Raw genomic sequence first — 26,112 nt, 5'->3', positions numbered from 1 at the left:
CATAGCAATAGAATTCCACCGATCCTATTTACTAGAGTTTTCACTCTTATTCATATTGTGAAGGATCCACAAGCAAGACATAAATCAAATAGATGACCATACAGATTGCCATCGTAATAAATCCCCACCCAAGGATAATTTGGTCCATGATTAAATAATTGTTACATAGCTGGGCATTTGATTGAATATATAACCAGCCCAGCACTAAAAACATGACGGTAAACAGGGTAATCAGATTGTTTTTCCAGTGCTTGCTAAGTTTATTCCAGGAGTCTCTGAGAGGAACTCCAGCCAAAAATGGCAGACTGATAAACTTAAAGATCTCTACGCTTTGAACAGTTAAAGCTTCATCCATCGTCCGCGGCAGCATCCAATATGCCATGATGATAAGAAATAAGAGCATCCCAGGTATTCCGTTTTGATTATATTTATCAAAAAATCGAAAAAGTCGTTCCTGAAAAAGACGAGCCATAAAAAACCCGGCGATCACCAGCATCGGCATTTGCATATGCATGTGAATGATCATAACGGATTCCATTAAGTCAGCAACCGGAGGAATCATTAACCCGATTAAAAGGACGAGACCGAATAGAAATTGATTCATCGTTCACTCCCCCTTGTCTCTTTCTAATGTATTCATTAGCTTATCTGCCGCTTCATTTACTTGTGAAAAATCCATGACATCTACTAAAGTGCCTTGTGGATTTACTAAATAGAAGGCTGAATTATGAGCAAAATTCCCATTCCCATCCGGAACGACAATGACGCCGAAATTCCCTAACAAGGAATCCAATTCCTTCTTATCTGGGATTCTAGCCATTCTCCATGTCTCCCCGTCACTTTTAAATAATTCCTTATACTTATCCAATGTAGCGGGGTCATCCCTGGCTGGGTCAAAGCTAATACTTAAAAAGACAATATCCTTGCCTATATATTCATCAGGAATCTGATTGTACACTTGAGCCATATTTTCTTCCAGTTTGATACAAATAGTCGTACAGCCTGTATAAATGAAGGTAATGAATACATATTTACCTTCGAATTCATCAATCGAATATTTCCTGCCTTCGCTGTCCTCAAAGGTTACATCAGGGAATTCGGGCTGATTCTCGATTAGCTTCGTCACTCTAGCCGTTTCTGCTGTATAAGCGGTAAAACCATCTGTGCCTATATAAAACAAGCTCAAACCAAACACCAACACAACAATACAAGAAATGGTGGTTTGCCGATTTTTGATCACGGAAATCACTTCCCAAAATCTATTTTTCTGATGGCTCTGTTACAATTGACTGTTGATTTTCGCTCCGATCAGCTGAGTTTTTTCATTATTACTCTTTAACAAGCCTATGTGATCATTACCTATTTGAAAGAGATAGCCCTGACATAAGAGCTATCTCTCCATTGAAGTCTATTACCAGGTTTTAAATGGCGGTGATCCAGGAGGTGCATTCATGATCATATCAACGATTGGGAGGACATAGGCCATAGAAATCACGAGCAGCATGAGCACAACCCACACTCCCCAGCGTTCTGTCCAATATGGCGTTTTTTCTGCTCCTGCTTCCTCTTCCGCAATTGGAAACTCTGTTACTCCTTTTGGAGCAAAGAACATGAGATTGAATACGGCATAGACTTGAAGAATGACGGCAATGAGCAATAATGTTGCCCCAATACCTACAGCTGCCATATACGGGCTCCATCCTAGCTTTTCCGCGAAGTCTCCGTAAGTTGTGAAAGAAGTTCTGCGCGGTGATCCGAATAGGCCCACAATATGCATGGAGATAGCCATTATAACCATGCCAATTGTCCAGACGATGGTTTGGACCACACCCAATCTGTTCATGCCCGGGGTTAATACACGTTTTGAAAGATAAGGAACTAACCAATAACTAATACCGAAGAATGTCATGACAACAGACATGCCTAATGTTAAGTGGAAGTGCCCTACAATCCACATCGTATTGTGGACGACTTGGTCCAATTGGTTTGTGCTTTGGACAATTCCGCCCGCCCCTGCTGGGATGAATGACACCATGGCGATAAATGGAGCTAAAAAGCGGACATCACCCCATGGCATTTTTTTATACCAGCCAACCAGGCCTTTCCCACCTTTCGCTCTTGCAGTACGCTCGAACACTCTAAACATAGCATACGCCGTCATTAATGAAGGAAATCCGATTGCCAAGCTCATGAATACGTGCATATATTTAATTGATTCCGAGATACCTGGGTCAATGATTTGATGGTGGAATCCACCTGTAATGTTCATGATCACTAATGGAATGATTACCATTCGGGTTAATAGGTCATTCCAACGGGTTCCGCCGATAATTTTCGGAACCACAACGTACCATGCAGAAACGGCTGTCAGATACCAGATATTAACCGCTGTATGTCCGAATGCCCAGAATAGTGTACGAGCAAGCAATACGTTTATGCCATCCGTCCATCCAAGAGTCCAGGGAATAATCATGAAGAGAACTTCGACCGCAACAAAGGCTGTGGCGCCAACTAAAAGAACAAAAACTCCAGTTGCAAAGAAAGCCAGGATCGGAAGATGTTCCCCTTTGTGTTTCTTTCTCCAATCCGCCACCTGGGTAAATGCCCCAAATGAAAGCATCCAGATGCCTAACACGATAAAGACTAAACCGAAGTAAAACATTGGGTGAGCCGCCATCGGCGGATAGAATGTATACATAACAGAAGCTTCATTCATTAAGACCGGAATGACGACCAGCACAAATCCGAACATTTTCATCCAGAAACCGATCCATGCCATCTTCCTTACTTTAGGAAGCAGCCCACCTAATGTATGAGAAAGTCCGGCATAAAAATAACCAATTGTGAAGAAAGCTGATAAGACAACGACTAATAGAATGCCATGAGCTGTTAATATTTGATAATAATTCAGCCATGGCGGCAGTTGTAACACACCAGCACGATTCAATCCTTGTAAAAGTCCAAGAAAACCACCTAGAAGCAATGCGATGAACGCAACAGATAAATATGATTTCGATATTCTGGCATCTTCTATGCTAATCCCCAATACTTGGTTTCCTTTTTGTTTAAATGATTTCTTTTGTAATGCAGGTTCCACTTTCCTTCCCCCTTTTATTTAACGATAATTTTTGTACTCATCGCTTGATGCCCCGCACCGCAATACTCATTGCATAGCACTAAATATTCACCAGGTTCATCAAACTTTTGCGAGATTTTTTGAATATGCCCTGGCATAACCATTGCATTCAGGTTCGTATTCGCCACCTGGAATCCATGGACAACGTCCTTTGAAGTCAGTGTGAAATGGACAGTCGAACCAGCAGGTACTTCAATTTCCATCGGTGTAAAACTGAATACTTGTAACGTCATGACAACTTCATATTCGTTTTTGCCAACTTGCTTTATTCCAGGCTGATCGAACGGCGCCGTTTGATCGACCTTTTTCGGATCAATTGTTTCTTTATTACTTGGCGGCCCCATTCCCAAAGCGATTGCTTGATATCCGGTAAAAATCATAAATACCATAATCATCCCAAAGCTTAAAAATAACCAGATTTTTTCGTCCAAATGCATCTTCATCTCTCCCCCTCCTAGACCCTCGCCATATATAATCCGAATAGCACAAAGTACGTAGCAAGAATGACTGCTCCCACAATTCCAACTGAAATCCATGTGCCGATCTTCGTTGTTTCATGAGTGGAAACTTTCCCTTTTTTCCCCTGAACGACCTCATCTTTCGCTTTCACTGAAATCCCCCCTTTGTTTTCTTACCTTCATCTTAATTGCGAATGATTATCAATGTAGTGAGTCAAATCACAGTAAAAGCCCTTTTTTAAAAAAATCAAGTAAAATGCTCAACGCGCCCCAAGGAAGCAAGGGGACGTACCTTGTGCTTCTTTCCATAATGAAAGAAAACCAAGTGCGGGGACGTACCTTGTGCTTCTTTCCATAATGAAAGAAAGCCAAAAAGCACCCCAATACTTTTCAGGGTGCCGTTTCAATCTATTAAAATTAAATTTTAAAATGACTTACTGTATCCTGAAGATTCTCAGCCATCTTGGATAAATTGTAGGATGAAGCTGATACTTCTTCCATTGACGCCAGCTGTTCTTCTGCTGCTGCAGCTACACCTTGACTATGTGCAGAGGATTCTTTAGAAATGGCTGTGATACCGGATACCGTGGCGGATACCTGCTGGGTGCTTGCTGACATTTGTTGGGCCGTTGCGGCCATCCCATCTATTTGCTCGCCCATTTCCGCCATCGATTTTAAGATTTCTTCAAAACGATCCTGAGTTTTAACAACGATACCTAGTCCATTTTGAACCTCTTGCTTGACCATTTGCATCGACTCATTTGATTGGTCCATATCCTGCTGGATTTGCCTGATTAAATCAGATATTTGGGCAGATGAGCCTTGGGATTGTTCTGCCAGCTTTCGGACTTCATCTGCCACTACGGCGAAGCCTTTCCCATGCTCTCCGGCCCTTGCTGCTTCAATTGCTGCGTTGAGGGCTAATAAATTAGTCTGATTCGCAATGTCTGTTATTACTTTTGAAATATCACCGATTTGTTTAGATCTTTCATTTAATGCCCGAATTACCTGGCTCGTATTATTTACAGATGAGTGGATCATATTCATTTGTTGAGCTGTTTGTTCAACATACTTCCCGCCCTGTTCGGCACGCTCACTTGTTTCGGCTCCGTTCTCAGCTATTGCCGCGGAAGCTTCTGCAATGTTGGAAACACCAAATGTTAATTCCTCCAAAGCTCTCGCACTTTCTTCAATGCTTTGGGTTTGTGTATCCGATCCACTTGCAATTTGTTGGATGGACTCTGTAATCTGTTCAGTCGCCTTGCTTGTTTGTTCTGCGCCGGCTGTTAACTCCTCGGAAGACGCTGCTACCTGTTCAGATGTTTCCAACACCGTTTTAATCATCCTGCTTAAATTTTCCTTCATATGGTTGAAACTATTAGCTAGATCGGTTAATTCATCCCCCGTATGATCAGCCACGCTTGTTGTAAAATCACCCTTGCCTGCAAGCTCCAAGGCTCCAGTAATAGAAGTTAGCCTTTTCTGCAGCCTTCTCGTAAACCATAAGACCACAAGGGATGAAAGAATAATAACAATAACGACAAGAATCAAGAATTTCAACATGAATCCAGATAAAATCTTTTCAATAATGGATTGAGGCGCTCCTACATAGAGGATTCCAACAACCTCTCCATTTCCGCTCTTCAATGGCATATAGGCTGTTTGATACCTGTTACCAGCTACTTCAGCTTCTCCATAATAGTTTTTGCCTTCTTTTAAGACCACGCTGGCTACTTCAGGAGACACTTGTGTACCGATATTTCTTTCCCCATTTACGATGACATTCGTAGCGATTCGTGTATCCCCTTTAAAAATGGTTACGGTATCACCAGTATCCTTTCCAATTGTGTCTACTAATTCAAAGTTTTCGTTAAAGGTCTGTTCCCCTCTGTATAACTGATCATTTTTAATTACCCATTCTCCGGGGAATTTATTTCTTATGTATCGATCACTTAAGCTTAGATCTCCCTTTGCCTTTTCAATCGCGAAGGCCTTAATCCCCTTTGTTACTTCATTTACCACAACAGCACCTATAATAATAGAAAGCAGCAGGACAATACTAAGAACGATTAAATTAATCTTCATTCCCAGTTTCAATTTTAATACCTTTCTCATTACGTTTTCCCCTTTTTGTCTATGTTTATATGATAATAGCATCATCTTTTGTAAAATCTTCAGAACCCTTCATGGACGAAATCATTCCTTCACTGTTTAAGATAGAAATGATTCGGCCATCAATAAGAGAAACCCCTTCGACAAAGTGGCTGCCCTCTATCATTCCAACAGGTTTTATCAAGTCATCATCGATATCGATTATTTCATTTGTATTTTCAACCATGAAAGCAATGTTTGATCCCTGAACCTCCAATAGAATATATCTCGTCTCTTCATTAATCTTGAGATGCTCATGATAGAGAACGAAATGACTATCGACCACAGGTACGATTTTTCCCCTGATATTCACGACCCCAATCATGTAATCAGGTTCCTGCGGGATACTCGTTGCTTCACTAATCCTTTCGATGGAGACAACTTTATTAATTTCAATTCCATAAACTGATTGCTTGGCATTAAATAAAATAAATGTTCTTTTCATTCTGTTTCTCCTTGAGAATCTTTATTTATTCCTTACAGCCGATGTGGTTTGGCGATATAGTATCCTTGAACCGCTCGCACCCCTAAACGAGAAGCCATGATTAAGTCTTCCTTTTTTTCGATTCCTTCAAGAACGACCACCATATCACGGTCTGACTTCGACAGTATGGAATAAATGTTTTTTTGCTTATTGATGGAATTTGCTAAGTTCTCAGAACATGAACGGTCTAATTTAGCAAAATCAGGTTTATTTCTAGCAATCTTTTCAACAGAGGCTGCTGTTAGTCCTAAATCATCCAATGCAATCTGAAACCCCCTGCTTTTTAACAGCTCTAAGCCTGAAACAAACGCTTCTTCTTCCCATAAATGAGATTCGACTAAATCCTCATTTATTTCAAATACAACTTTTCCCTTTATCTTTGGATATGTTTTAACTAACTCCTCTATGAATGCAGAGAATTCACGGTGCACCATGGTTGAAGGAAAAATATTTACAAAGAGAAAATACTTTTCAAAGTAAGATTCGGGATACTCGTTAATTGCATTTGAAATAGATACCGCATCAAATTCAAAAAGAGTACCCTGCTCTCTCCCGTGTTGAAATAGTAAGATTGGATTTATTCGTGGTTCAGTACGAATCAAAGCCTCATAGGCAAAGATTTCTTTGGTTTCTGTATTCCATAAAGGCTGAAACTCATGAAAAAAAGACCGCTTCCTTATTAAGCCCAAAATATTAAATGCAGGTTCACCCATTTCTCTAACTCCTATTCCTAATTAAACTCCATAAAAAAAACACTTACTTATCCAGAAAAAATCCGGGAAAAGGAAGTGTTTAGGTTTATGGCAGGAGCGCTGCCAAAATTCCATTAGTTCCTAACTAAGATTGTTCAAAATGCGAATTAGTGACAGGTTCTCTACCCTATATCCATCATTAGACCTAGTTGTATATACATGGTGTTGGTGCTAACTCCCTAAATTATAACAGGGAAAATGAAACTTTCAATGGTTTTTTTAGAAAAAATGTAAAAAATATTCATTTTAACCACTTAGAATTTTATCTTATTCCTCTCATGTAGTACAATTGGACTACTAAAAGCATATTTGATTAGGAGTAACTATGAAAACCCAGATTCCCAGACATAATGATATCGGAGAGAAAATTAGAGCAAAGAGAAAAGAAAAAGGGATAACATTAGGAGAGTTATCAAAAGGGATTTGTTCAGTAGGAAAAATGAGCAATATCGAGAATGGACATATTCCAATCTCAGCTGAAGACCTTAAGTTGATTAGTGAAAAATTAAACACATCTTCTAACTTTTTTTCTGACCCATATATCGAAACCAAGATCCAAGAACTTGATTATCAAAAACAAAAGATCAACGATTTGATTAGCCTCCAAAATTGGATTGGCGCAAAAACGGAACTGCAATCCTTCGAGAAGAAAATAAAAGAATACGATATTCCAAGCAGAGAAATTGATTATATTTTTCTTACTGCACTTTTATCCTTGAAAACGAATCAACAGCCTAAAGCAGAGAAATCGTTCCAAAGGGTAATCGATTCAAACGAGAGTAACAATTATATTTTAAAGTTAAAACTAAGAGCATTTAACGCTTTAGCCAGCATAGGGTTTGCTGATAAAAAGGTATCCCAAAGCACTGCACTGCTTGAAAGAGCATTGGAACTTTCCAAGGAAAGCCCTACTATTACAAAAGAAGAAAGGGACAATATTTTTTACAATCTGTCCATTCTCAATCTATATATCGGATCTTTGCCAAAAGCCCTAAAAAGTATCAATAGTGTAAACCATTATGTAATTTCTCCTATTGAGACAGAGTACATAAAAATACTTATTCGCTTCCTAGAAAACACTTCTAGCACAGAAGTACGGAAAGATCTATTATCACTTAGAGAGAAGTTACATCAAATAAATAGCCATGAAGGAATTATTAGAGGCTGGGCTTTAACAGTCTATACGCTAATGACTTCCTTACCAAAAGAAAATCTAATTGCGAAATTAAAGCAACCATTTTGGTCTGATACAGAAATGATCAGTCAAATTGACAGTTTAAAAGAAACAAGCCTTTCCCTATTTCAATTAGGAATCTACGTTTCTCTAACAAAAAATATAGACTCAAGCATTATCCATGAAATGTTCAATAAAACAAAACCACTGCTGCTCCAAACCGACAACCCATTATTGCATGCAAGGAACTATTATCTTGAGGGTAAATTCTACAAAGAGGTTCAAAAGGACGCTACTTATGCACTTGAGCTATTTCAAACCGCACTCGAAACTTTAGACGATTGGTACGAAGGCCTTTTAAAGGCAGATATTCTATTTGAAATCTGTAAAATAAAATCAGTAGAAAGCGATGCATTAATTGCATTAGAGCTGTACCACAGTCATTTGGAAAACCAATTTTTATTTTGTCATTTTCACGACTTATCCATGCCATCTTTTAAATACTAGAAGAAAAAACGAAATAAATCATTCCCAATAACCCTAAAAAGTGCCTGCACCACTTGAATTTGGTCGATGAATTGACAACCTTCGGAGGTACAGGCACTTATTATTTTTGCCTTATTTATACTTGTGTCATCCCCGGCACGGGTCTTTATCAATACTTCCTTACAAAGAACAAAGTGGAATTCCCTTTACAATTCAATCGATATATCTAAAAATCAGCCAAAAAATAACCATAAGAGGAGGATGTCTTCTTACGGTCTTGAGCATCAATGAATATTTTAACAAGGTCATAGCCAAAATTCTGACCCACATTGTCCCCGTAATAACTTTCTCCACATTAATATTGCTGCTTTTGGGATGGCTTCTTAAATTGAAGTTACCCATAGACAAGGCTTCTGACTTGTAGATCAATACGCGCAAGGAAACACCATGTGGGTACTTATGCTGGAAATTTCCGCAACGGTAATTGCTGTTTCTGACAGAATTAATACTCACTTAATCAACAAGATAGCTCCCGCCATCACCGGGGTAAGCACCATGGCACTTTTTAAAATTGGCAATGGTACATTGTTTGTAAATTTTGCTCCGATGTAGGATCCAACCATGGTTCCAGCCAATACCTGCAGCAGGAGCACAACGTCAAAGTATCCTTCAAAATAATAGCCTATCCCGCCAGCCATAGCGATTGGCAAAATGACCAGCATCGTTGTACCGACTGATTTTTGCACGGAAAGTCCTAAAGTAATCATCAGTCCCAATTGGATAAACGGAGCGGAGCCAATCCCAAACGTTCCCGATAAAATACCTGTAATACCGCCGACATGAACAGCCCGTATCAGTTGAACACCTCGTCGTGGATTTGTTACTCCCGCATCTGATATTTTATTTACGATAAAAAGACGGAACAACAGCATAACGGCGGATAAAAACAGCATTCCCGCAGTCAGCCAGTGCAAGGAATCAACCGGAATCCACACGGCAATTTTTGATCCCCAAAAAGATGCTATTGCTCCAAAGACGCCTACAGTAAGCCCTGTCTTCAAATCGATATTCCCCTGGCGATAATGGCTGTAAGCCCCCGAGAGAGTTGTAAACACCATTGCCGCAAGCGAAGTCCCGAGGGCCGTATGAATGGGCACGCCAAATCCAACTGTCAATATCGCAATAATAAAACCGGAACCCCCGGCACCAATAAAACCTACTAATAAACCCAATAACAACATAGTAAGTGTGATCAATGCTTCCATCCCCCTATGCAAAACAGCTTACTATTTAAATAGCCTAATTTCTATTATAGAACTTCAATAGGTGAGGACTGTTTTCGTAATTAAAAAAAGTAACATCATTACTTGTTTCAAAATCCAAATAACATATTCCATTTTTTTCTTCTAAGTGATATAGTCAAAATGCTATAATAGGCAATTTTTCCTATAAAGAGGTGGTTTTCATGAGTTTTATTACCAAATGGGCGTTCCGAAACAAGGCAGCGGTCACATTAGTTACAACCTTGACCCTGCTCCTAGGCCTGGCAAGTTATTTTACATTGCCAATGGAATTCCTTCCCGCTGCTGATCAACCGCAGGTAATGGTTGTTGTCATGGGACAGGGAACTGATTCCAAAACAATGGAATCTCAGGTTACAACACAAATTGAATCAGCTATTTCAGGTGTAAAGGGAAAAAGCAATATTTTTTCCACTACCGGAGATGGTTACGCCAAAATTGATGTAACCTTTGAATCAGGTACAAATATGAAGGAAGCAAAGCAGCAAGTGCAGGATTTATTAAGTTCAATCCAGCTCCCTGCAAATGTTTCAAAACCAAACATTGTCCAGCTTAATACCTCCATGATTCCCATCGCAGATATCGCAATCACCTTCAAGGACGGTCCGACAGCCGATAATCTCGAGTTCTCATCCAAGAATATACTCCCCCGCTTTAAGGATATAGATGGTGTTGGCAACATCCAAACCTTTGGCAAAGACAATTCCTATGTTTCTATTAAAGTGGATAATAGCCTCCTTGCTCAAAAGCAGGTTCCCCTGCAAGCAGTGATGGGCGTACTCCAGGGCAAAAATTTATCTGCTGCCATCAGTGAAAAAACAATAGATGGCAAAGCAAGCAATATAAAGGTTTCGGGTTCAATTGATGGAATTTCAGACATTGAACAGCTGCCTGTAGCGCCTGGTGTACTCTTAAAGGATGTCGCCAAGATCGAAACGAAAAAAGCAGAAGGCGTCATGATGCGCGTAAATGGCGAAGAGGGCATTCTTCTGATTGTCACGAAGGAAAGCAGTGCAAATGCCGTATCCGTGACGAAAGAACTTAGAGAAACAGCAAAAGAAATCAATAAAAAATATCCTGACGCTAAGGCAGAAGTGGTTATTGCCACTGCCGATATGGTAAAGTCATCCGTCAGCTCCATGATGAAAGAAGTCCTTCTTGGCGCACTGTTTGCAACGATTGTCATCATGGTCTTTTTAAGGAGTATCCGTTCGACCTTTATTGCCATCATCTCGATCCCGCTATCGCTGGCACTGACTTTATTCCTTTTAGCCCGCTCGGGAGTCACCCTGAATATCCTGACACTGGGCGGAGTGGCAGTTGCCGTCGGACGATTGGTCGATGACAGTATTGTTGTCATCGAGAATATTTTCAGGAAGCTGCAAAAAGAAAAGTTTTCGGCGGAATTGATTCTTACTGCGACAAAAGAGGTTGGCCCTGCCATTACCGCCTCGACCCTTACGACCGTTGCCGTATTTTTACCGATCGGCCTTGTCAGCGGCGGGCTGCAGGATTTCCTTCTGCCATTCGCATTGACACTTACGTATTCCCTGCTTACTTCTCTTTTGGTGGCTCTGACTGTAGTGCCGCTGATGAGCGCAGGACTTTTGAAAAACGCAAAATTGCATGAGCATAACCCATCAAAAAAATTCATTGGTTTCATTAAATGGTCGCTCAACCATAAATGGGTTGTTCTGCTGCTTTCATTTCTTTTATTTGTGGGATCAATTGGAACATATGCTGTCATGCCTAAAGGCGCGGTGGACAATTCAACAAAGGATCTTGTATCCGTCAACTTGAACTATCCAAATGACACCCCTTTGGAAGAAGTAAAAGAAAATACGCTTAAAATGGAAGAGTATATCTTGGGGCTGAGCGAAGTAAAGGATGTTTTTACACAGCTTGGCAATTCCGAGGAACAGGCAAAGTTCGGTGAAGTCCGTTCACCAACGACTGGCTCTTTCATGGTCATTCCAAAGAACAAAGAAGATATGGATAAAATCGTCAAAAAAATTGAAACACAAAAAGAGAATTACCCTGATTCAGGCTTCTCTGTCGTAGCCGCATCTCTAATTGGCGGCGGCGGTACAGAAGTTACGATCGATGTCGTTGGCGAGAAGATAGAAGATATCGAAAATGCAGCAGCAAAAATTAAAGAAGAAATCCAGGACATTAAACATGTAGAAAAAGTTTCAACCAATCAGGAAGCCAAGAAAACAGTTTACACGTTAAAAGTGGACCCTGCCAAAGCAAATGCCGGAGAACTAGCTGGGCAACTGGCTGGCATGCTGAACCGGACTCCAGCAGGTACGATCACTCTTGATGAAAAAGAAACAGCCGTTTTCCTGGAGCCTTTAGTAAATCCAACATCACCTGAGGATTTAAAGACGATCCCTGTCATGACTGCCGCTGGACCAGCGCTGGCCTCAGACCTTGCCACCCTTGAAAAAAGCGAAGAGGCTACAAGCAGATTCCATAAAGACGGTGACACTTATATCCGCGTAACAGCGACAGTGAATCCTAGAAATCTATCTGAAGTTGCTGCAGCCATCAACAAAGCCGTAATCGGTACTCCACAAGACAAGGGCCTTAAATTTGTTGATGGGGTTGAAGCTTTTGTAGGTGGAGCCAATGCACAGCAAATGGATGATTTCACTGATTTGTATATCACAATGGCCGTTTCCATCGGGCTTGTTTTCTTAATCATGGTCATCACATTCAAATCAATGCGCGCACCGATCGCCATTCTTTTCTCCTTGCCGCTCGCAGCCATCGGAGCAATCCTTGGTTTGTTGATCAGCAGGATTCCTGTTGATATCACAGCACTGCTTGGAGCACTGATGCTCATCGGAATCGTTGTCACGAACGCAATCGTCCTGCTTGACAGAGTGAAACAAAACGAAGAAAAAATGATCATGCGCGATGCACTTGTCGAAGCAGCAGCAACAAGAATGCGCCCAATCCTGATGACAGCTGTCGCAACCATATCTGCAATGGTCCCGCTGCTTTATAAAAAAGCAGAGACAGGCAATCTAGTCTCCCAAAGCCTTGCAGTAGTAGTCATCGGCGGCCTCGCAGTCGCCACCATACTAACACTCATCGTCATCCCAGTCATCTACGAACTGCTGCATTTCAGAAAATCCAAAAAGCAACGCTTAGAACAGAACAAGGAGCAAGGGGACGTACCTTTTGCTTCATCCTTGTAAAGCACTGGGAAGTAAACATGGAAGCACAGGGACGTACCCTGTGCTTCTTCCATGATGACGCGCGGGGACGTACCTTTTGCTTCTTCCATGATGAAAGCACGTCCTATAATGTGCACCAACAATTAATAATCAGAAGCGAGTACAAGAGAGGCTTTGAGTAGGTCCAAATGGGTAATATGCCTATGGTGTCTCGTTAATAATAATGTAAAAAGATCCGGAGTCATTTCCGGATCTTTTTACTCGTTTAAGAAGTGGATTTGGAATGATCCGTTGCAGAATCATCGCCTTTTTTCTCCAGTATCTCCTTAATTTCTCCGACATCACCTTTTGCATTTATAATTTCAAAAATTTGATTTAATCCTTCGGAAGTTTCCTGATCTTGATCTTTCATTTAATTGCCTCCTTTTCACATTGGTAATAGATTTTCCGAATTCCTTTCCTATATCCATAAACAAATTGTTTTCAGGCTTATTTTTTATAAATTGGCTAAATAAAAAAGCAGGAACCAAGTTGGTTCCTGCTCCAAATAAATTACGCTGCCTTTTTAACTTCAATCGTTTTTCCTGCTTTACGCCAATCCTTAAATTCTGCCGCAGCCGTGAATAGTACGTCTGTGGATGAATTAAGGGCGGTTTCAAAAGAGTCCTGTAAAACCCCGATGATAAACCCTACAGCAACGACCTGCATGGCGACATCATTCGGGATGCCGAACAAGCTGGATGCGAGCGGAATCAACAATAGAGAACCGCCAGCAACTCCCGAAGCACCGCAGGCACTGATTGCAGCCACTACGCTAAGAAGGATGGCAGTCGGGATATCCACTTGGATACCTAGTGTATGAACTGCAGCAAGCGTCATAACAGAGATTGTGACGGCAGCTCCAGCCATATTGATGGTTGCGCCTAATGGAATGGAAACAGAATAAGCGTTCTTATTCAGGCCTAAATCTTCACAAATTTTAATATTCACAGGGATATTTGAAGCTGAACTGCGTGTGAAGAATGCTGTTATACCACTTTCTTTCAAACATTTAAAGACAAGCGGATATGGGTTTTGCCTGATCAAAGTGAACACGATGAGCGGATTGACCACAAGAGCCACAACAAGCATGCAGCCAATCAGAATGGCAAGTAATTTTCCATAGCCAAGCAATGATCCAAGACCGTTTGATGTAATCGATTCAAATACAAGGCCCATGATACCCAGTGGAGCGAACTTGATCACCCACGTAACGACTTTGGACATTGCATCAGATAAATTCGCGATCACCGTTTTTGTTGAATCAGCGGCATTCTTTAAAGCGAAGCCAAGAAGGACCGCCCAGGCTAAAATACCGATATAATTGGCATTTATAATAGCATTTACAGGATTATCAACGATGTTGAGCAATAACGTTTTAAGAACTTCAACTACACCCCCAGGAGGTGTCATGCCCTCAGCCCCAGCTGTAAGTTTCAGGCTTACCGGGAACATAAAACTTGCAATAACGGCAATAAGTCCGGCTGCGAAAGTACCAAAAAGATATAAAGAAATAATCGTTTTCATATTTGTTTTATGGCCGCGTTTATGCTGAGCAATGGCCGACATAACTAGGAATAAAACTAATACAGGGGCAACTGCTTTCAAGGCACTTACAAATAGAGACCCTAAAATGGCAACTGGTTTTGCAAGTTCCGGGATTGTTACCGCAAGGATAATACCAATTAACATACCCACAATGATTTGTTTCACCAGGCTTACTTGATTCAACTTCTTCAGTAAATCTTTCATCGACGTCTCCCCCACCAGTAAGTTCTTTTTTTCTTTTACATTGTTATACTTTTTTGCTTTGGTTTTGCAAGAGGCTGACAAAAGTTATCTAATAGACTCGAGACACCTTGTCCTCTGTAAAAATACAATTGTCCTCGTTTCGTGTATTATAGATGCAAAAATGATATATTACAATATAAAACTTTGAATTTACCAAAAGTTTTAACTATCTAAATACTCAGTCAATAATACATTAAACTGCACCCACCTGTTAATAGATAAATCTTCCCAGGAATGAAGCGCGGGGACGTACCCTTTGCTCCTTTTAATGAATAGTTTGGTAAAAAAATGAAGCATGAGATACGGCCCCATGCTTCCTTTTAGCAGATTTTATAAGTGTTTTTATAGGTGCGGGTACTCCAAAAGAGAACGGCTTATGGACATACCATTTGCTTCCTTTTACGACTTCTTTTCAATGCAAAAGTTTAGAAATCTGGTGAAAGATCCACTTATTAAACAGAAGCATAAGATACGTCCCCATGCTTCAGCTTAATAAACAGAAGAAGCATAAGATACGTCCCCTACTCGAATCGTACTCTCTTCATCCCTACTGTAAGAAACACAACCGTAAACGCTAGCAGTATTCCGACTGGTCCGATGATGTCAGAGAGTGCTCCTCCTCTTGCTGCCAGTTCTGCGAAGCCTTCCAGCCCCCAGTATTGCGGTACGAATCTGGCAGCCTGCTGCATGAAGTTTGGCATGATTTCCAGTGGCCAGTAAACTCCTCCAATCATGCAGGTGGAGATGATGATGAGGTTGCCAAAGACGGATTGCTGTTCTGAGGTTTTGACGAATCCTGCGATGAAGAGTCCGAGACCGATGGTGCACAGCAATAAGCTTGAAACAAGAACGATGTTGGCGAGCGTGTTGCCCCATTCCACATGAAACACCCATTTGGACACAAGCATCAATATCCCGAATTGGATCCATCCGATTAAGAAGAAAGCCAGCAGATACCCACTTAATAGTTCCGGCTTCGAGGCTGGTGTGGACATCATTCGGTACCAGACTCCGGTTTGTCTCGCTTCCAAGAGCACTCCAGTAACTGAGAGCATGGCTATCATGACAAACATGATTGTAAAGCCGGCTGAGCGGGCTGTCATATTGTTCATGTTTTCGAGTTTACTGTTTTTGGTTACCGTTACGGTTTTCACTGCGGTCGGGACGGAAGCTAGCTCGTTAGAAATTTTCTCTTGAATGGCGGCAGGGCTTTCTCCTGTTACGTCGTGATAAAAGGTAGAGGCCGCTGCGCTGATTCGAAGTTTGGTGATACTATCATTGATGATTTGTTGAACCAGGGCCGATCCCTCAAACGATGGCGAGGAAACAAACACGACTTCCGGTACTTTCTGTTTCAACAGCTCTTCTTCAAAACCCTCATCCAGACGGATATATCCCGTTATTTCTTGTTTGTCGAACTTCTCACTAGCTGATTTATCATCTTCCATACTAATATTTACTGCACTTGTGGTTTTCACTTCATTGATCAATGCCTGTGATAACTGAGTATTGTCTATATCAACCACTGAAATTACTGGTTTATTCTCCCCATCTCCTGAAATTAGTCCTCCAAATATGAAGGTGAATAATAAGGGCATCCCAAACAGAAGCAGGTAGGACTGCCGCTTTTGAAAGATCCGTTTTATTTCAAAGGCTGCGATGGCTCCAATTCTTCTCATCCTTTTTTCACTCCTTATCTATGCTTTAATTTCATGGATCCGGCCAATAAGGCTGCCAGTCCGCTTAACATTAAAATCGTGACGGGCATTACAAGTGTATTCCAAGACGTGCCGTCCATGATATCCAGCAAGCTATCAAGGGCCCATTTGTTCGGAGCGATGCTTGCGATTTGCTGCAAAACGCTTGGAAAAGCTGCCATTGGAATCATTGAACCGCCTAGTAGTGCCAGAATTTGCACTCCAATTCCTCCAATGGAATCTGCAGTTTTTTCTTCAGTTATGAAACCAGCGATAATCATGGCAAATCCCGAAACCGATACGGAATAGGCCATGCCGAGTACGATAAGCTGCCATACATTGCTGCCCCAAGCTACTCCAAATAGATAGTGGGTGGCGATGATAAACACGATGAATTGCAGGAAGGCAAAAGAGAGTGTCCCCAGGAATTTCCCAGCCATAATAGAGGAGTGGCGGACCGGACTGTTCATCAACCTTGCCAATGTTTCTGTATTTCTTTCCTGAATGATCGTTTTTGCACCGATTGTCGTATTGAATAAAATGAACATGACTCCCATTGCTGCTGCGTAGTATTGCATTCCCGTAATCGGTTCCTTTCCATCCTTTTCCATGGTTACACTATTCACAGTGGATTCCGCAACTTTCGAGAGTTCTGCAGTAAGCTCCGTTACGTTCTCAGAAATATTGATATTCTGATTCGATACGGGGACGGCCATATTAAACCCCTCCGCTACTGTTCGGGAAGCTATAGATACGGATGTGACCCGGTTGATAAAGGATTTTGTGATGGAAGAAAGAATGGAAGCCTGAATTTCTTTTTCGGGGTCCTTTAAAATGGTCACCTGTTTGCTTTCACCCTTCAGCAAACCCTCTCCCCATTCGGCAGGGAAAAGCAAACCGGCATCTATCTGCTGATGTTCTAATGCTTCTCTTAAATCGGATTCTGTTTTAAATTCCTTTAATGTGATGCTTTCACGTAAATCCTTTCCCTGAAGAACCTTATTGAGAAACTGGACAGTTACCTCATCTGTGGAATTCACTACTGCCCCCGCTGTCATTTCCGGAAGGGCACCGCTTTCGCCGAATACTCCGCTCAGGGCTGAACCGAGGATTGCCGTCAATACAATCGGCATCAGTAACAGCGTGATAAAGGACTTCTTATCCCTGAGGCGGATTTTTAAATCTTTCCATGCTATTGTGAACATCCTCATCTCTTATCCTCCTAGTCTCGTAATGATCGTCCTGTGAGCTGCAAGAAAAGCGTCTCAAGATTCGATTCTTTCATTTCTACCGCTTCTATTTTCAATCCAAGATTAACTGCTGTTGTAATAATGGAACCTAATACCTTCTGGGGGTTCTGTGCAAATATCTCGATGATACCTGACTCTTCCTGGTAAATAATCTGAGTCACATCCGCTGCTTCCTTCATTGCCTCCATCGCTTCATCAGAAAAGGATTCGACTTTCATCTGAATGAAGCTGCTTCCCGCTAAGCGGCTGCACAGTTCAGCTTTAGTTCCGATGGCAATCACTTCTCCGTGGTCCATGATGCCGACGCGGTTACAGAGAAACTCCACTTCTTCCATGTAATGGCTCGTGTAGATGATCGTCATGCCTTTTTCGTTCAAGGCTTTGACCGTTTCCAGGATATGATTGCGCGACTGCGGATCAATTCCGACGGTCGGCTCATCCATAATAAGCAGCTCTGGTTCATGCATTAAGGCGGCGCCGATGTTGATCCTCCGTTTCATTCCACCGGAAAAGGTTTCAATGCGATCTTTTTCCCGGTCCTTCAATCCGACGATTTCGAGTACTTCTCCCACCCGTTTTTTTGCCTGCGCACCTGTCAAACCGTACATTTTTCCCCAGAAGAGCAGATTATCCTTAGCTGACATTGTTGGATAAAGGGCGATTTCCTGAGGAACCACTCCTATTTTCTTTTTGATGAATAGAGGGGATTTTTTTACCGATTGATTGGCGACAAGCACCTCCCCTTGGTCATATTGCACAAGGCCGCAGATCATCGAGATTGTTGTCGATTTCCCCGCTCCGTTCGGTCCAAGCAATCCGAACGCCTCGCCCTTTTTTATCGTAAATGAAACATTTTTCACAACTTCTTGTTTTCCATAGCTTTTCTTCAGCTCTTTAACCTCTAACATTTCTCCACATCCTTCGTCTTTATGGGATTGATCATTTTCATTCGCAATATCTAAAGTATAAAGTGGATGCCTGCAAACCAAATCCCTCCAGCGATAGAAATTCCCATAAAAAAAATACAGCTTTAATAGCTGTATTTCATGGAAGACTATGCCAAAAGTCACGGATTAAAAATTTGTTATGTTATACCTGACAGCAAAGATGGCTGCCTGTGTCCTGTCCCTCAGCTCAAGCTTTCTGATTAAGTTGGAAACATGGTTTTTCACGGTACCTTCTGTGATGTACAGTTCTTTGGCAATCTCTTTATTATTCAATCCGAACCCAAGCTTATTCAAGACCTCCAGCTCCCGTTCCGTCAATTCTTTAATGATTTCCGGAACCTCGCTGATTTGATCGGCGGACTGGCTTCTTTTCATTTCTCTGATAATTTCCGCTGTCAGTTCTTTCGGAAGCACCATGCCTCCTGATTGGACAGTCATGATCGCCTGCACAATTGCATCGGTCGGCATGTCTTTTAACAAATATCCGCTTGCACCTTCTTCAAGAGCTTCAAAAATCAACGCACTATCATTAAAAGTCGTCAGCATCAACACCTTGATATCTGGATAGGCGGACGTGATCAGCCTCGTTCCTTCGACTCCATTTGCAACAGGCATGCGAATATCCATCAGCACAATATCCGGACGCAAGTGACTCGCTTTTTCAAAAGCTTCCTGCCCATTGGAGGCGACACCCGCCACATCTATCTCCGGACGCAACGCTAAAATGGTCGCCAGTCCGTCCCTCATCAATTCCTGATCATCGACTATTAAAATATTGACCATCTATGCTCCCCCTATTTGCCACTGCATATCTTTCAGTGGAAAACTTGCTTTCACAACAAATCCTTCTGAAGATGTGCTTTCAAACAAGATAGTCCCTCCATGTTCAAGGACTCTTTCTCTCATATTTTTCAAACCAAATCCAGGGCTTACCTTTGTTGCCCCCGATCCGTTATCTTGAATCATTATACGAACAGTTGATTCCGATACATCCATTTGAACGGTGCATTCCTTCGCCTGCCCATGGCGGACTGCATTAGTGATCGATTCTTGAATGACACGGGTTAAGTCTAATTGAATGGAAATTGGTAGTTGGGCTACATCTCCTTTTACAGAGAAACGGGATGCGAGCCCAGTCATTACTTGATAATCCTCCAGCAGTTTTTTCACTGTAGTGACGAAGGACTGTGGCTGATCATGATCTTTCAAGGTCCTGACAGACAAGCGGATTTCCTGGAGAGCATTTCTCGCCAGCTCTTCACAAAGCAGCATCGTCTGTCTGCTTTTTTCAGGCTGAGAATCCATCAATTCCTTTGCAACCTGAAGCTGAACGAGCAGCGCGGTCATTTTGTGGCCGACCGTATCATGAATCTCGCCTGAAATCCGGTTGCGCTCACGCACCAGGGTTAGTTCTTCCACCTGGCTGGAGTAATGATGCAACTGCTGATGTGCGTTTTTCAAAGCAAGGTGAGTGTCGTGAAGCTCGCCGTACTGGGTTTCGATTTTATCCTGGGCATGAAGCAATTTATGTATAAGTTTACCGACGACCGCCTCAAATACAATAAAAGTAAAGTTGATGATATTTTCCCTGATTGATATCGTGCCAGTAACGAGATAGATATAGTAAAGACATACGCCCCAAATCAGGAAAAAAGCAACTGAAAATCCCCAAATAGCCCTTTTGTTTTGCGCTATTAAGAAAAGAGTAACGGCATTCACTCCGAACAAAATTAAATAAAGAGTCGATTCGGGATAAAAATAAACAAATCCGACAATCAGTAGAAAGTCCAATGCTAAAGGAATAGAATAATATTTTTTTCCAAGCGGGGTTGCCAAAAACAGATGATTGATACAGAATCCTATTCCTGCTGCAATCACAAAGATGAGCTGAGTTGTTGTAGGTGTATCCACAGAAGAATAATAAGTAAAACTGATTAAAATGAACATGACCAACCGGAGACTGCTCAAAAAGGTCAGCTTCACACCATCACCTCTATTATGAGATTTTTCTCCCTGTCTTACATGCTTGAGAAGATAACACCATTATAATCTTAATCTTATAATTTGATAAGCTAGTAATTAACATTTATTAACAGGAGAGCCATGGAAGCAAAGGGACGTACCCATTGCTTCTTATGATGACTTGTTTAAGGCGCAAAAGTATTGAAATCCGGTGGAAGATCCACTCAATAAACGGAAGCATAAGGTACGTCCCCACGCTTCTGTAAAACCAACCTGAACACCTGCCCACACTTTTTCATATTATATATTCTGAAAAAAGTACAGTTAGGAGTAATGGTATGCCAAATGAAATAGATAAACAGCCAATTGAAGTGGTGAATATAACAAGTCCGGCCTTAAATTCAAGGCGTGGAAAATACTTTATAGGCAAAACCGGATTACTGAATTTCGGAGGCGGATATTACGCATGGGGCGGAATCGTAAATCCGGTTGATTCTGGAGTCAATGTATATATCGATATTTTTACAATAACAAACTTTTCAAATCAAAATTTCATAAGTGAAATCTGGTTAAACGCCAATCCTCCAAGAAAAGCAGCAGTCTCGTCACAGGTAACTCCAACAAATCAGGCTATTTCACCTTCTCCACAACCAAAGGCAGTCATGAAGTATGCTGGTTATTCTGCTGAACCCATGACAAAAGGTGTGAATATATTTGATCGAATTGTTAACCAAAATTCCACCCTTGTAAGTGATTCACACAACGGATCCATTATAATTGGTCCTGGAGGCTCCTTCTCAATCCTTCTAAGACCGCCGGGTTATCAATACATCACAGGAACAATCGTTTTGACTTGGTGGGAGGAAGCGGCCAATGCATGATCATGAGAAGTCAGCCATGAACTTTGAGTCAATGGATAACGAAAAACACCTCAATGAGGTCAATATACTGCCCGAAAATGTTTATCACTCTTATCTCGGAGAATACTTTCTCGGTCAAACGGATCTCATATCCTTCGGTGGCGGGTACAACGGATGGGGCGGACTGGTCAACCCGCCGGACTCCAAGGTGAATATCTTTCTGAATGCCTATACCATTAGCAACTATTCCAATGAGGCGTTAACCACTGAAGCGTGGATCAGCAACATCCTTCCCGGAAGCGGAAAAACGTCGGCAAATTTCGCTGCCGGAAACCAAGCCATTATTCCGCCGCCAATGCCCAAGATTAAAATCAAAAATGCCAGTTTCATATCTGGAAAACCGAGCGGTGGCACAAACGCCTTTTTAAGAAGGGTTGAACCGATTACGACCCTTACAAAACATGATTTTCAAGGTATGTTCATCATCCCTCCAGGAAGTTCTTTTTCATTATTCTTTTTGTCCCCGGGGAAAAGACAGGTACATGCAAGAGTCGCCTTTGGGTGGTGGGAGGAGAAAGTATAATAAAAGTTTAAAAGCGTTATGGTTTTGAATGTATTTAGGAGAAGTATGAGGATTTGAGGACTTGGGGAAAAATCAAGTTTCATTTAAGGGTGCATAGAAGATATTAAAGAACAAATAAGATTACTTCATACAAAGAAGACGGCTTTTCATACCATAAAAGCCGCCTTCACTATGCTATCTCTCATCCCATGACGGAGCTGGCCATACTGCCTTTGTTTCTGCAACACCTAAGGGCCATATAATTTTATATTCCTGATTGATAATTTGAGCCAATAATGCATCCGCCAATATATTTTGCCCGTTTGAATCAAAGCGGACTCCTCGCCATGGCATTATTAAATTTTCTCCTGGAATGTTTGTTTGACGCAGAGCTCTTCTTATTTCATCTCTATTTATACTTCCGGCTCGATTAATGGCATCAGCCAGGACGAGTAAACCTGTAAAGCTGCGTGCATTGGTTTCATTCATATTCTCTTTATATCTGGAGCGATAAAGTTCATTGACTTCCGTTACAATTGGTTTGACCCTGCCCAAACCGAGTGCCCAGGCAACACGACTAATGATATTATTGCCATCCTCCCCTAGCCTTTCCAGAAATTCCGGTATGGTGTAACCTGCATTTTGAACCACCAGCCCTTCTGGAAACCATTTTAACCTTTTAAGACCTTGAACTACATTTATCGCATCAGAAAGGAATTGATGCCCAAAAATGGCTTGTGCATTGCTTTTTCGAATCCTGGGGAGTTCATTCAAAAGCGATGTAACAGGCGGGGTATACATTTCAAAAGCTACCAGCTCACCTGAGAACCTCCGAATAAGACTTTTTTCGATCGCAGCTGCTTCCAATCCAAAAATAGAATCCTCGGTCAAAATAGCAAAATTGCTGATCTCTTTGCCTCTTGATCTTAGAAAATGAAATAGTTCAAAGAATAGATTGGTATATAAATGATCGTTGGGTGCTGTTCTGAAAAAGTACTGAAAATCCCTCTCTGTAAGCGACGGTGCAGATGCATCTGGAGTTAAGAAAGGAACCTTTTCTGCTTCTGCAATAGCGGAAGCTTGTAAAGTCACACTGCTTTGATAAGAACCAATCAGTGCTGCAACTTTCTCTTTAACAATTAATCGTTTGGCTTCCTCCCGGCCAGTTGCCGGTATACCCTGAGAATCTCCATAAATCACCTTGATTTTTCGATTCTATAATAAGGGAAGTCCTTTAGTACGAGCTAAAGGCAAAGGCAAATCATATCGATTATTTACGATCTCAACAGCCAGATCAATGGCTTGGCGAATATCCTTCCCAACTGCTGCCAGAGAACCTGTAAAAGGATAGATGGCTCCAATTTTTATTTCTTTTCCCTCTTTCATTACTTCTTCCTCCCTATACCATTAAGAAAAAGTCAGTTGTTTATTTCTATTCAATATATAAAAGATGGCTTATCCAAAATCCTCATTTTTTCAAAGAAGTGATAATACTTGGAATCAATTTGTTTATAAGCACACTCAAAAATCCCTAAGCAATAATTATTCAAATATTCTGTACTTTAATCAAATACTTAGTTTATACTTTTCATATCAACGTTTAAGGAGGAATTTCAATGAGAAACATCATGAACAAAACCGTACAAACATATAAGGGGGAAACACTTCTTTAATTGTAACGGTGTACTCCCTTATATGTGTTTATTTAAATAACACATAAAGGGGTAACTCATGGATTTTCCAGTCAAAAAATTTTTCTCGTATTATAAACCGTATCTTAAATTGTTTTTGTCCATATTGGCATGTGCTTTGCTCGTATCAGCATTGTCTTTGCTGTTTCCGCTGCTCGTCCGGTATATTACAAAGGATGTGCTGGAGGGTGACCTGTCTATGGCGTTAAATAAGGTGTACTGGATTGGCGGGCTGATGCTTTTGCTTACTGCAATCCAGAATATCGGAAACTACATTGTGGACTATAAGGGCCATGAATTGGGTGCCAGAATGGAGAGCAGCCTCCGCACCGAGCTGTTTGAACACATGCAAAAGCTTTCTTTTAGCTTTTATGATAAGGAACAGACCGGTCAGCTTATGGCCAGGATTACGAACGACTTGCTTTGGCTATCTGAGCTGTACCATCATGGCCCTGAAGATTACTTAAAATATCTCGTCCGCTTTATCGGAGCATTTGTCATCTTGTCCTTTATTAACGCGCCATTGACGATTGTGATATTCTGCTTTTTGCCGATCCTGGGATTATTTACTTTATATTTCAACAAGATGGAAAACAAGGCCTTAATAAGAAACAAAGTAAGAATTGGAGACGTAAATGCCCAGGTGGAGGATAGTCTGGCTGGCATCCGGGTTGTTACGTCTTTTGCCAACGAGCAGGTAGAAATAGGGAAGTTCAACCGTGAAAATAACCGTTTCCTTGAAAGCAGGATCAGCTTCTATAAGACAGAGGCTAACTTTTACAATGTGATCCAAACGCTAATCCAGCTTGTTACAATTGCGGTAATCATCTTCGGAAGTTCAAGCATCGTAAAAAATACATTGGATTTAGCCGATTTGATCACTTTTATGCTGTATATAAACTTTATGCTCGAACCGATTCAAAAAATGGTTCAAATGAGCACGCTATTTCAGGAAGGAATCACCGGCTTCCAGCGCTTTACGGAAATCATGAATATACAGCCAGCAATTGAAAACAAACCGAATGCAGTTACACTAAGGGAAGTCCGTGGCGAAATTGAGTTTAAACACGTTCATTTCCGGTATGATGACCATTCGAACCATGTCCTTGAAAATATGTCTCTGAAAATACAGCCTGGAGAATATGTTGCCTTGGTTGGCCCATCAGGTGCAGGCAAAACCACTTTCTGCTCGCTTATCCCGCGCTTTTATGATGTGACTGGCGGCAAGGTAATGCTCGACGGAACCGATGTCCGTGATATCGACCTCTCTTCTTTAAGAAAGAACATAGGAATCGTTCAGCAGGATGTTTACCTGTTTGCAGGAACGGTGATGGAAAATATCCGTTACGGAAATCCAGAAGCGAGTGATGAGGATATTATCGCGGCAGCCAAGCGTGCTAATGCGCATGACTTTATCATGAAGCTGCCGGAAGGTTATCAATCCGAAATTGGACAGCGTGGGGTAAGGCTCTCGGGCGGACAAAAACAGCGGCTTAGCATCGCCCGTGTCTTCCTTAAGAATCCGCCAGTCCTTATTTTGGATGAAGCAACGAGCGCACTGGATAACGAAAGCGAAAGCATCATCAAGGAATCGCTGGATTTGCTTGCAAAAGGGCGTACAACCATTGTCATAGCCCATCGCCTTTCAACCATCCGGAACGCACAGCGGATCATCGTATTGACGGAAGAGGGTATTGTGGAGGAAGGCACACATAATACGCTGCTTGCAAGGGATGGAGCTTATTCTCACCTCTATTCCAAGCAGTTTGAATCAATAATGTAGTATTCGTTTTTTAAATCGGCTCTCTTATAATGGGCCGATTTTTTTTCAGCTTTTAAAAAAATATAAATTCTAGGTACTGATTCTCACCCATCATTCAAAAAAAAGTAGGCAGCTCCCTTTTGGGTCAGCTGCCTTCTCTTACCTTACTCCGCTTTTACCTTCAAGTGGGACACTGCTACTGTTCTCCCATTCCCCTCCAGATTACAACTATCAATATCCGACTGGCCGAAAGTTTGTTTTTTCAATTGAAGGACAAACATACAATCAAGGCAGCAAACATGAGAATACCATAATTACAAGTCTATCATTCATAAATAAACACTCAATATCCAAGTAAAATCAAAAACTGCAAGAATACTCCGTTAACCAACACAGAGAAGAAAAAATGACTACACTTCCCTAT

General features: G+C 41.5%; 23 protein-coding genes. 5 read left to right on the top strand and 18 right to left on the bottom strand.

Translation table 11 applies throughout. From position 1 onward, the window contains the following. Window positions 1-46: 46 nt before the first annotated feature. From AABM38_RS02075 to AABM38_RS02040, 8 genes are all read right to left on the bottom strand, one after another. The gene (locus AABM38_RS02075) at window positions 47-604 is read right to left on the bottom strand and encodes a hypothetical protein (protein ID WP_423408902.1); all 558 of its coding nucleotides are present in this window, start codon (window positions 602-604) and stop codon (window positions 47-49) included. 3 nt (window positions 605-607) lie between these two features. Then, on the bottom strand, window positions 608-1,240 hold the full coding sequence (locus tag AABM38_RS02070; RefSeq protein WP_423408901.1) for an SCO family protein: 633 nt from the start codon (window positions 1,238-1,240) through the stop codon (window positions 608-610). Window positions 1,241-1,411: 171 nt separating this feature from the next. Beyond that, on the bottom strand, window positions 1,412-3,097 hold the full coding sequence (locus AABM38_RS02065; RefSeq protein ID WP_423408900.1) for a cbb3-type cytochrome c oxidase subunit I: 1,686 nt from the start codon (window positions 3,095-3,097) through the stop codon (window positions 1,412-1,414). A gap of 14 nt (window positions 3,098-3,111) precedes the next feature. Continuing rightward, on the bottom strand, window positions 3,112-3,579 hold the full coding sequence (locus AABM38_RS02060) for a cytochrome c oxidase subunit II (protein WP_423408899.1): 468 nt from the start codon (window positions 3,577-3,579) through the stop codon (window positions 3,112-3,114). A gap of 11 nt (window positions 3,580-3,590) precedes the next feature. Next, window positions 3,591-3,746 (bottom strand): cytochrome c oxidase subunit 2A, encoded by a 156-nt coding sequence (locus AABM38_RS02055; protein ID WP_423408898.1) that lies wholly within the window; start codon window positions 3,744-3,746, stop codon window positions 3,591-3,593. Window positions 3,747-4,011: 265 nt separating this feature from the next. Then, entirely contained in the window at window positions 4,012-5,709 is a 1,698-nt protein-coding gene (locus AABM38_RS02050) for a methyl-accepting chemotaxis protein (RefSeq protein WP_423408897.1), read from the bottom strand. A gap of 25 nt (window positions 5,710-5,734) precedes the next feature. Beyond that, on the bottom strand, window positions 5,735-6,190 hold the full coding sequence (locus tag AABM38_RS02045) for a chemotaxis protein CheW (RefSeq protein ID WP_423408896.1): 456 nt from the start codon (window positions 6,188-6,190) through the stop codon (window positions 5,735-5,737). A 32-nt stretch (window positions 6,191-6,222) separates the two neighbouring features. Beyond that, entirely contained in the window at window positions 6,223-6,942 is a 720-nt protein-coding gene (locus AABM38_RS02040; protein WP_423408895.1) for an EAL domain-containing protein, read from the bottom strand. 364 nt (window positions 6,943-7,306) lie between these two features. Between AABM38_RS02040 and AABM38_RS02035 the strand changes: the two genes are divergently transcribed. Next, a complete protein-coding gene (locus AABM38_RS02035) occupies window positions 7,307-8,662 on the top strand; it encodes a helix-turn-helix domain-containing protein (RefSeq protein ID WP_423408894.1) in 1,356 nt (451 codons plus the stop codon). Between the two features lie 488 nt (window positions 8,663-9,150). Here the strand turns inward: AABM38_RS02035 and AABM38_RS02030 are convergent, their stop codons facing one another. After that, complete coding sequence (locus AABM38_RS02030) at window positions 9,151-9,882, bottom strand: sulfite exporter TauE/SafE family protein (RefSeq protein WP_423410626.1); 732 nt, start codon at window positions 9,880-9,882, stop codon at window positions 9,151-9,153. Window positions 9,883-10,106: 224 nt separating this feature from the next. Here AABM38_RS02030 and AABM38_RS02025 point away from each other — a divergent pair, with 224 nt between their 5' ends. Then, the gene (locus tag AABM38_RS02025) at window positions 10,107-13,148 is read left to right on the top strand and encodes an efflux RND transporter permease subunit (RefSeq protein ID WP_423408893.1); all 3,042 of its coding nucleotides are present in this window, start codon (window positions 10,107-10,109) and stop codon (window positions 13,146-13,148) included. A 244-nt stretch (window positions 13,149-13,392) separates the two neighbouring features. On the opposite strand, the gene AABM38_RS02020 is transcribed toward AABM38_RS02025, so the two are convergent. The 7 genes from AABM38_RS02020 to AABM38_RS01990 all read right to left on the bottom strand — a co-directional run bounded on the left by AABM38_RS02020 (window position 13,393) and on the right by AABM38_RS01990 (window position 20,834). Further along, window positions 13,393-13,539, bottom strand: coding sequence for a hypothetical protein (locus AABM38_RS02020; RefSeq protein WP_423408892.1), 147 nt, complete (start codon window positions 13,537-13,539; stop codon window positions 13,393-13,395). Window positions 13,540-13,679: 140 nt separating this feature from the next. Beyond that, window positions 13,680-14,918 carry a serine/threonine transporter SstT gene (gene sstT, locus AABM38_RS02015; protein ID WP_423408891.1) on the bottom strand — a complete coding sequence of 413 codons (1,239 nt, stop codon included), beginning with the start codon at window positions 14,916-14,918 and terminating at the stop codon, window positions 13,680-13,682. Window positions 14,919-15,478: 560 nt separating this feature from the next. Beyond that, window positions 15,479-16,636: an ABC transporter permease gene (locus AABM38_RS02010; RefSeq protein WP_423408890.1), complete on the bottom strand. Its 1,158-nt coding sequence runs from the start codon at window positions 16,634-16,636 to the stop codon at window positions 15,479-15,481. Window positions 16,637-16,650: 14 nt separating this feature from the next. Continuing rightward, entirely contained in the window at window positions 16,651-17,865 is a 1,215-nt protein-coding gene (locus AABM38_RS02005) for an ABC transporter permease (protein ID WP_423408889.1), read from the bottom strand. Window positions 17,866-17,876: 11 nt separating this feature from the next. Beyond that, complete coding sequence (locus AABM38_RS02000; protein ID WP_423408888.1) at window positions 17,877-18,812, bottom strand: ABC transporter ATP-binding protein; 936 nt, start codon at window positions 18,810-18,812, stop codon at window positions 17,877-17,879. A gap of 165 nt (window positions 18,813-18,977) precedes the next feature. Further along, a complete protein-coding gene (locus tag AABM38_RS01995) occupies window positions 18,978-19,634 on the bottom strand; it encodes a response regulator (protein WP_423408887.1) in 657 nt (218 codons plus the stop codon). After that, a complete protein-coding gene (locus AABM38_RS01990) occupies window positions 19,635-20,834 on the bottom strand; it encodes a sensor histidine kinase (RefSeq protein WP_423408886.1) in 1,200 nt (399 codons plus the stop codon). A gap of 317 nt (window positions 20,835-21,151) precedes the next feature. Between AABM38_RS01990 and AABM38_RS01985 the strand changes: the two genes are divergently transcribed. Then, complete coding sequence (locus AABM38_RS01985; protein ID WP_423408885.1) at window positions 21,152-21,694, top strand: DUF6143 family protein; 543 nt, start codon at window positions 21,152-21,154, stop codon at window positions 21,692-21,694. Then, the gene (locus tag AABM38_RS01980; protein ID WP_423408884.1) at window positions 21,687-22,256 is read left to right on the top strand and encodes a DUF6143 family protein; all 570 of its coding nucleotides are present in this window, start codon (window positions 21,687-21,689) and stop codon (window positions 22,254-22,256) included. Before AABM38_RS01985 ends, AABM38_RS01980 begins: the two co-directional genes overlap by 8 nt. 174 nt (window positions 22,257-22,430) lie before the next feature. Here the strand turns inward: AABM38_RS01980 and AABM38_RS01975 are convergent, their stop codons facing one another. After that, window positions 22,431-23,435 (bottom strand): ABC transporter substrate-binding protein, encoded by a 1,005-nt coding sequence (locus tag AABM38_RS01975; protein WP_423408883.1) that lies wholly within the window; start codon window positions 23,433-23,435, stop codon window positions 22,431-22,433. Between the two features lie 15 nt (window positions 23,436-23,450). Continuing rightward, complete coding sequence (locus AABM38_RS01970; protein WP_423408882.1) at window positions 23,451-23,621, bottom strand: hypothetical protein; 171 nt, start codon at window positions 23,619-23,621, stop codon at window positions 23,451-23,453. 345 nt (window positions 23,622-23,966) lie between these two features. On the opposite strand from AABM38_RS01970, the gene AABM38_RS01965 reads away from it, so the two are divergent. Then, the gene (locus tag AABM38_RS01965; protein WP_423408881.1) at window positions 23,967-25,709 is read left to right on the top strand and encodes an ABC transporter ATP-binding protein; all 1,743 of its coding nucleotides are present in this window, start codon (window positions 23,967-23,969) and stop codon (window positions 25,707-25,709) included. Window positions 25,710-26,112 lie beyond the last annotated feature (403 nt).

This window comes from Heyndrickxia sp. MSNUG, from assembly GCF_049532715.1.
Classification (GTDB): Bacteria; Bacillota; Bacilli; order Bacillales; family Cytobacillaceae; genus Mesobacillus.
Note: the sequence above shows the minus strand (reverse complement) of the source record. Positions and strands in the feature narration are given on the sequence as shown.

Excerpts from the sequence above, each read along its gene's own strand:
- AABM38_RS02075 (WP_423408902.1), bottom strand. The coding sequence starts at position 604 with ATGAATCAATTTCTATTCGGTCTCGTCCTTTTAATCGGGTTAATGATT.
- AABM38_RS02060 (WP_423408899.1), bottom strand. The coding sequence starts at position 3,579 with ATGAAGATGCATTTGGACGAAAAAATCTGGTTATTTTTAAGCTTTGGG.
- AABM38_RS02050 (WP_423408897.1), bottom strand. The coding sequence starts at position 5,709 with ATGAGAAAGGTATTAAAATTGAAACTGGGAATGAAGATTAATTTAATC.
- AABM38_RS02045 (WP_423408896.1), bottom strand. The coding sequence starts at position 6,190 with ATGAAAAGAACATTTATTTTATTTAATGCCAAGCAATCAGTTTATGGA.
- AABM38_RS02040 (WP_423408895.1), bottom strand. The coding sequence starts at position 6,942 with ATGGGTGAACCTGCATTTAATATTTTGGGCTTAATAAGGAAGCGGTCT.
- AABM38_RS02035 (WP_423408894.1), top strand. The coding sequence starts at position 7,307 with ATGAAAACCCAGATTCCCAGACATAATGATATCGGAGAGAAAATTAGA.
- AABM38_RS02030 (WP_423410626.1), bottom strand. The coding sequence starts at position 9,882 with ATGTTGTTATTGGGTTTATTAGTAGGTTTTATTGGTGCCGGGGGTTCC.
- AABM38_RS02025 (WP_423408893.1), top strand. The coding sequence starts at position 10,107 with ATGAGTTTTATTACCAAATGGGCGTTCCGAAACAAGGCAGCGGTCACA.
- AABM38_RS02020 (WP_423408892.1), bottom strand. The coding sequence starts at position 13,539 with ATGAAAGATCAAGATCAGGAAACTTCCGAAGGATTAAATCAAATTTTT.
- sstT (WP_423408891.1), bottom strand. The coding sequence starts at position 14,918 with ATGAAAGATTTACTGAAGAAGTTGAATCAAGTAAGCCTGGTGAAACAA.
- AABM38_RS02010 (WP_423408890.1), bottom strand. The coding sequence starts at position 16,636 with ATGAGAAGAATTGGAGCCATCGCAGCCTTTGAAATAAAACGGATCTTT.
- AABM38_RS02005 (WP_423408889.1), bottom strand. The coding sequence starts at position 17,865 with ATGAGGATGTTCACAATAGCATGGAAAGATTTAAAAATCCGCCTCAGG.
- AABM38_RS02000 (WP_423408888.1), bottom strand. The coding sequence starts at position 18,812 with ATGTTAGAGGTTAAAGAGCTGAAGAAAAGCTATGGAAAACAAGAAGTT.
- AABM38_RS01995 (WP_423408887.1), bottom strand. The coding sequence starts at position 19,634 with ATGGTCAATATTTTAATAGTCGATGATCAGGAATTGATGAGGGACGGA.
- AABM38_RS01985 (WP_423408885.1), top strand. The coding sequence starts at position 21,152 with ATGCCAAATGAAATAGATAAACAGCCAATTGAAGTGGTGAATATAACA.
- AABM38_RS01980 (WP_423408884.1), top strand. The coding sequence starts at position 21,687 with ATGCATGATCATGAGAAGTCAGCCATGAACTTTGAGTCAATGGATAAC.
- AABM38_RS01970 (WP_423408882.1), bottom strand. The coding sequence starts at position 23,621 with ATGAAAGAGGGAAAAGAAATAAAAATTGGAGCCATCTATCCTTTTACA.
- AABM38_RS01965 (WP_423408881.1), top strand. The coding sequence starts at position 23,967 with ATGGATTTTCCAGTCAAAAAATTTTTCTCGTATTATAAACCGTATCTT.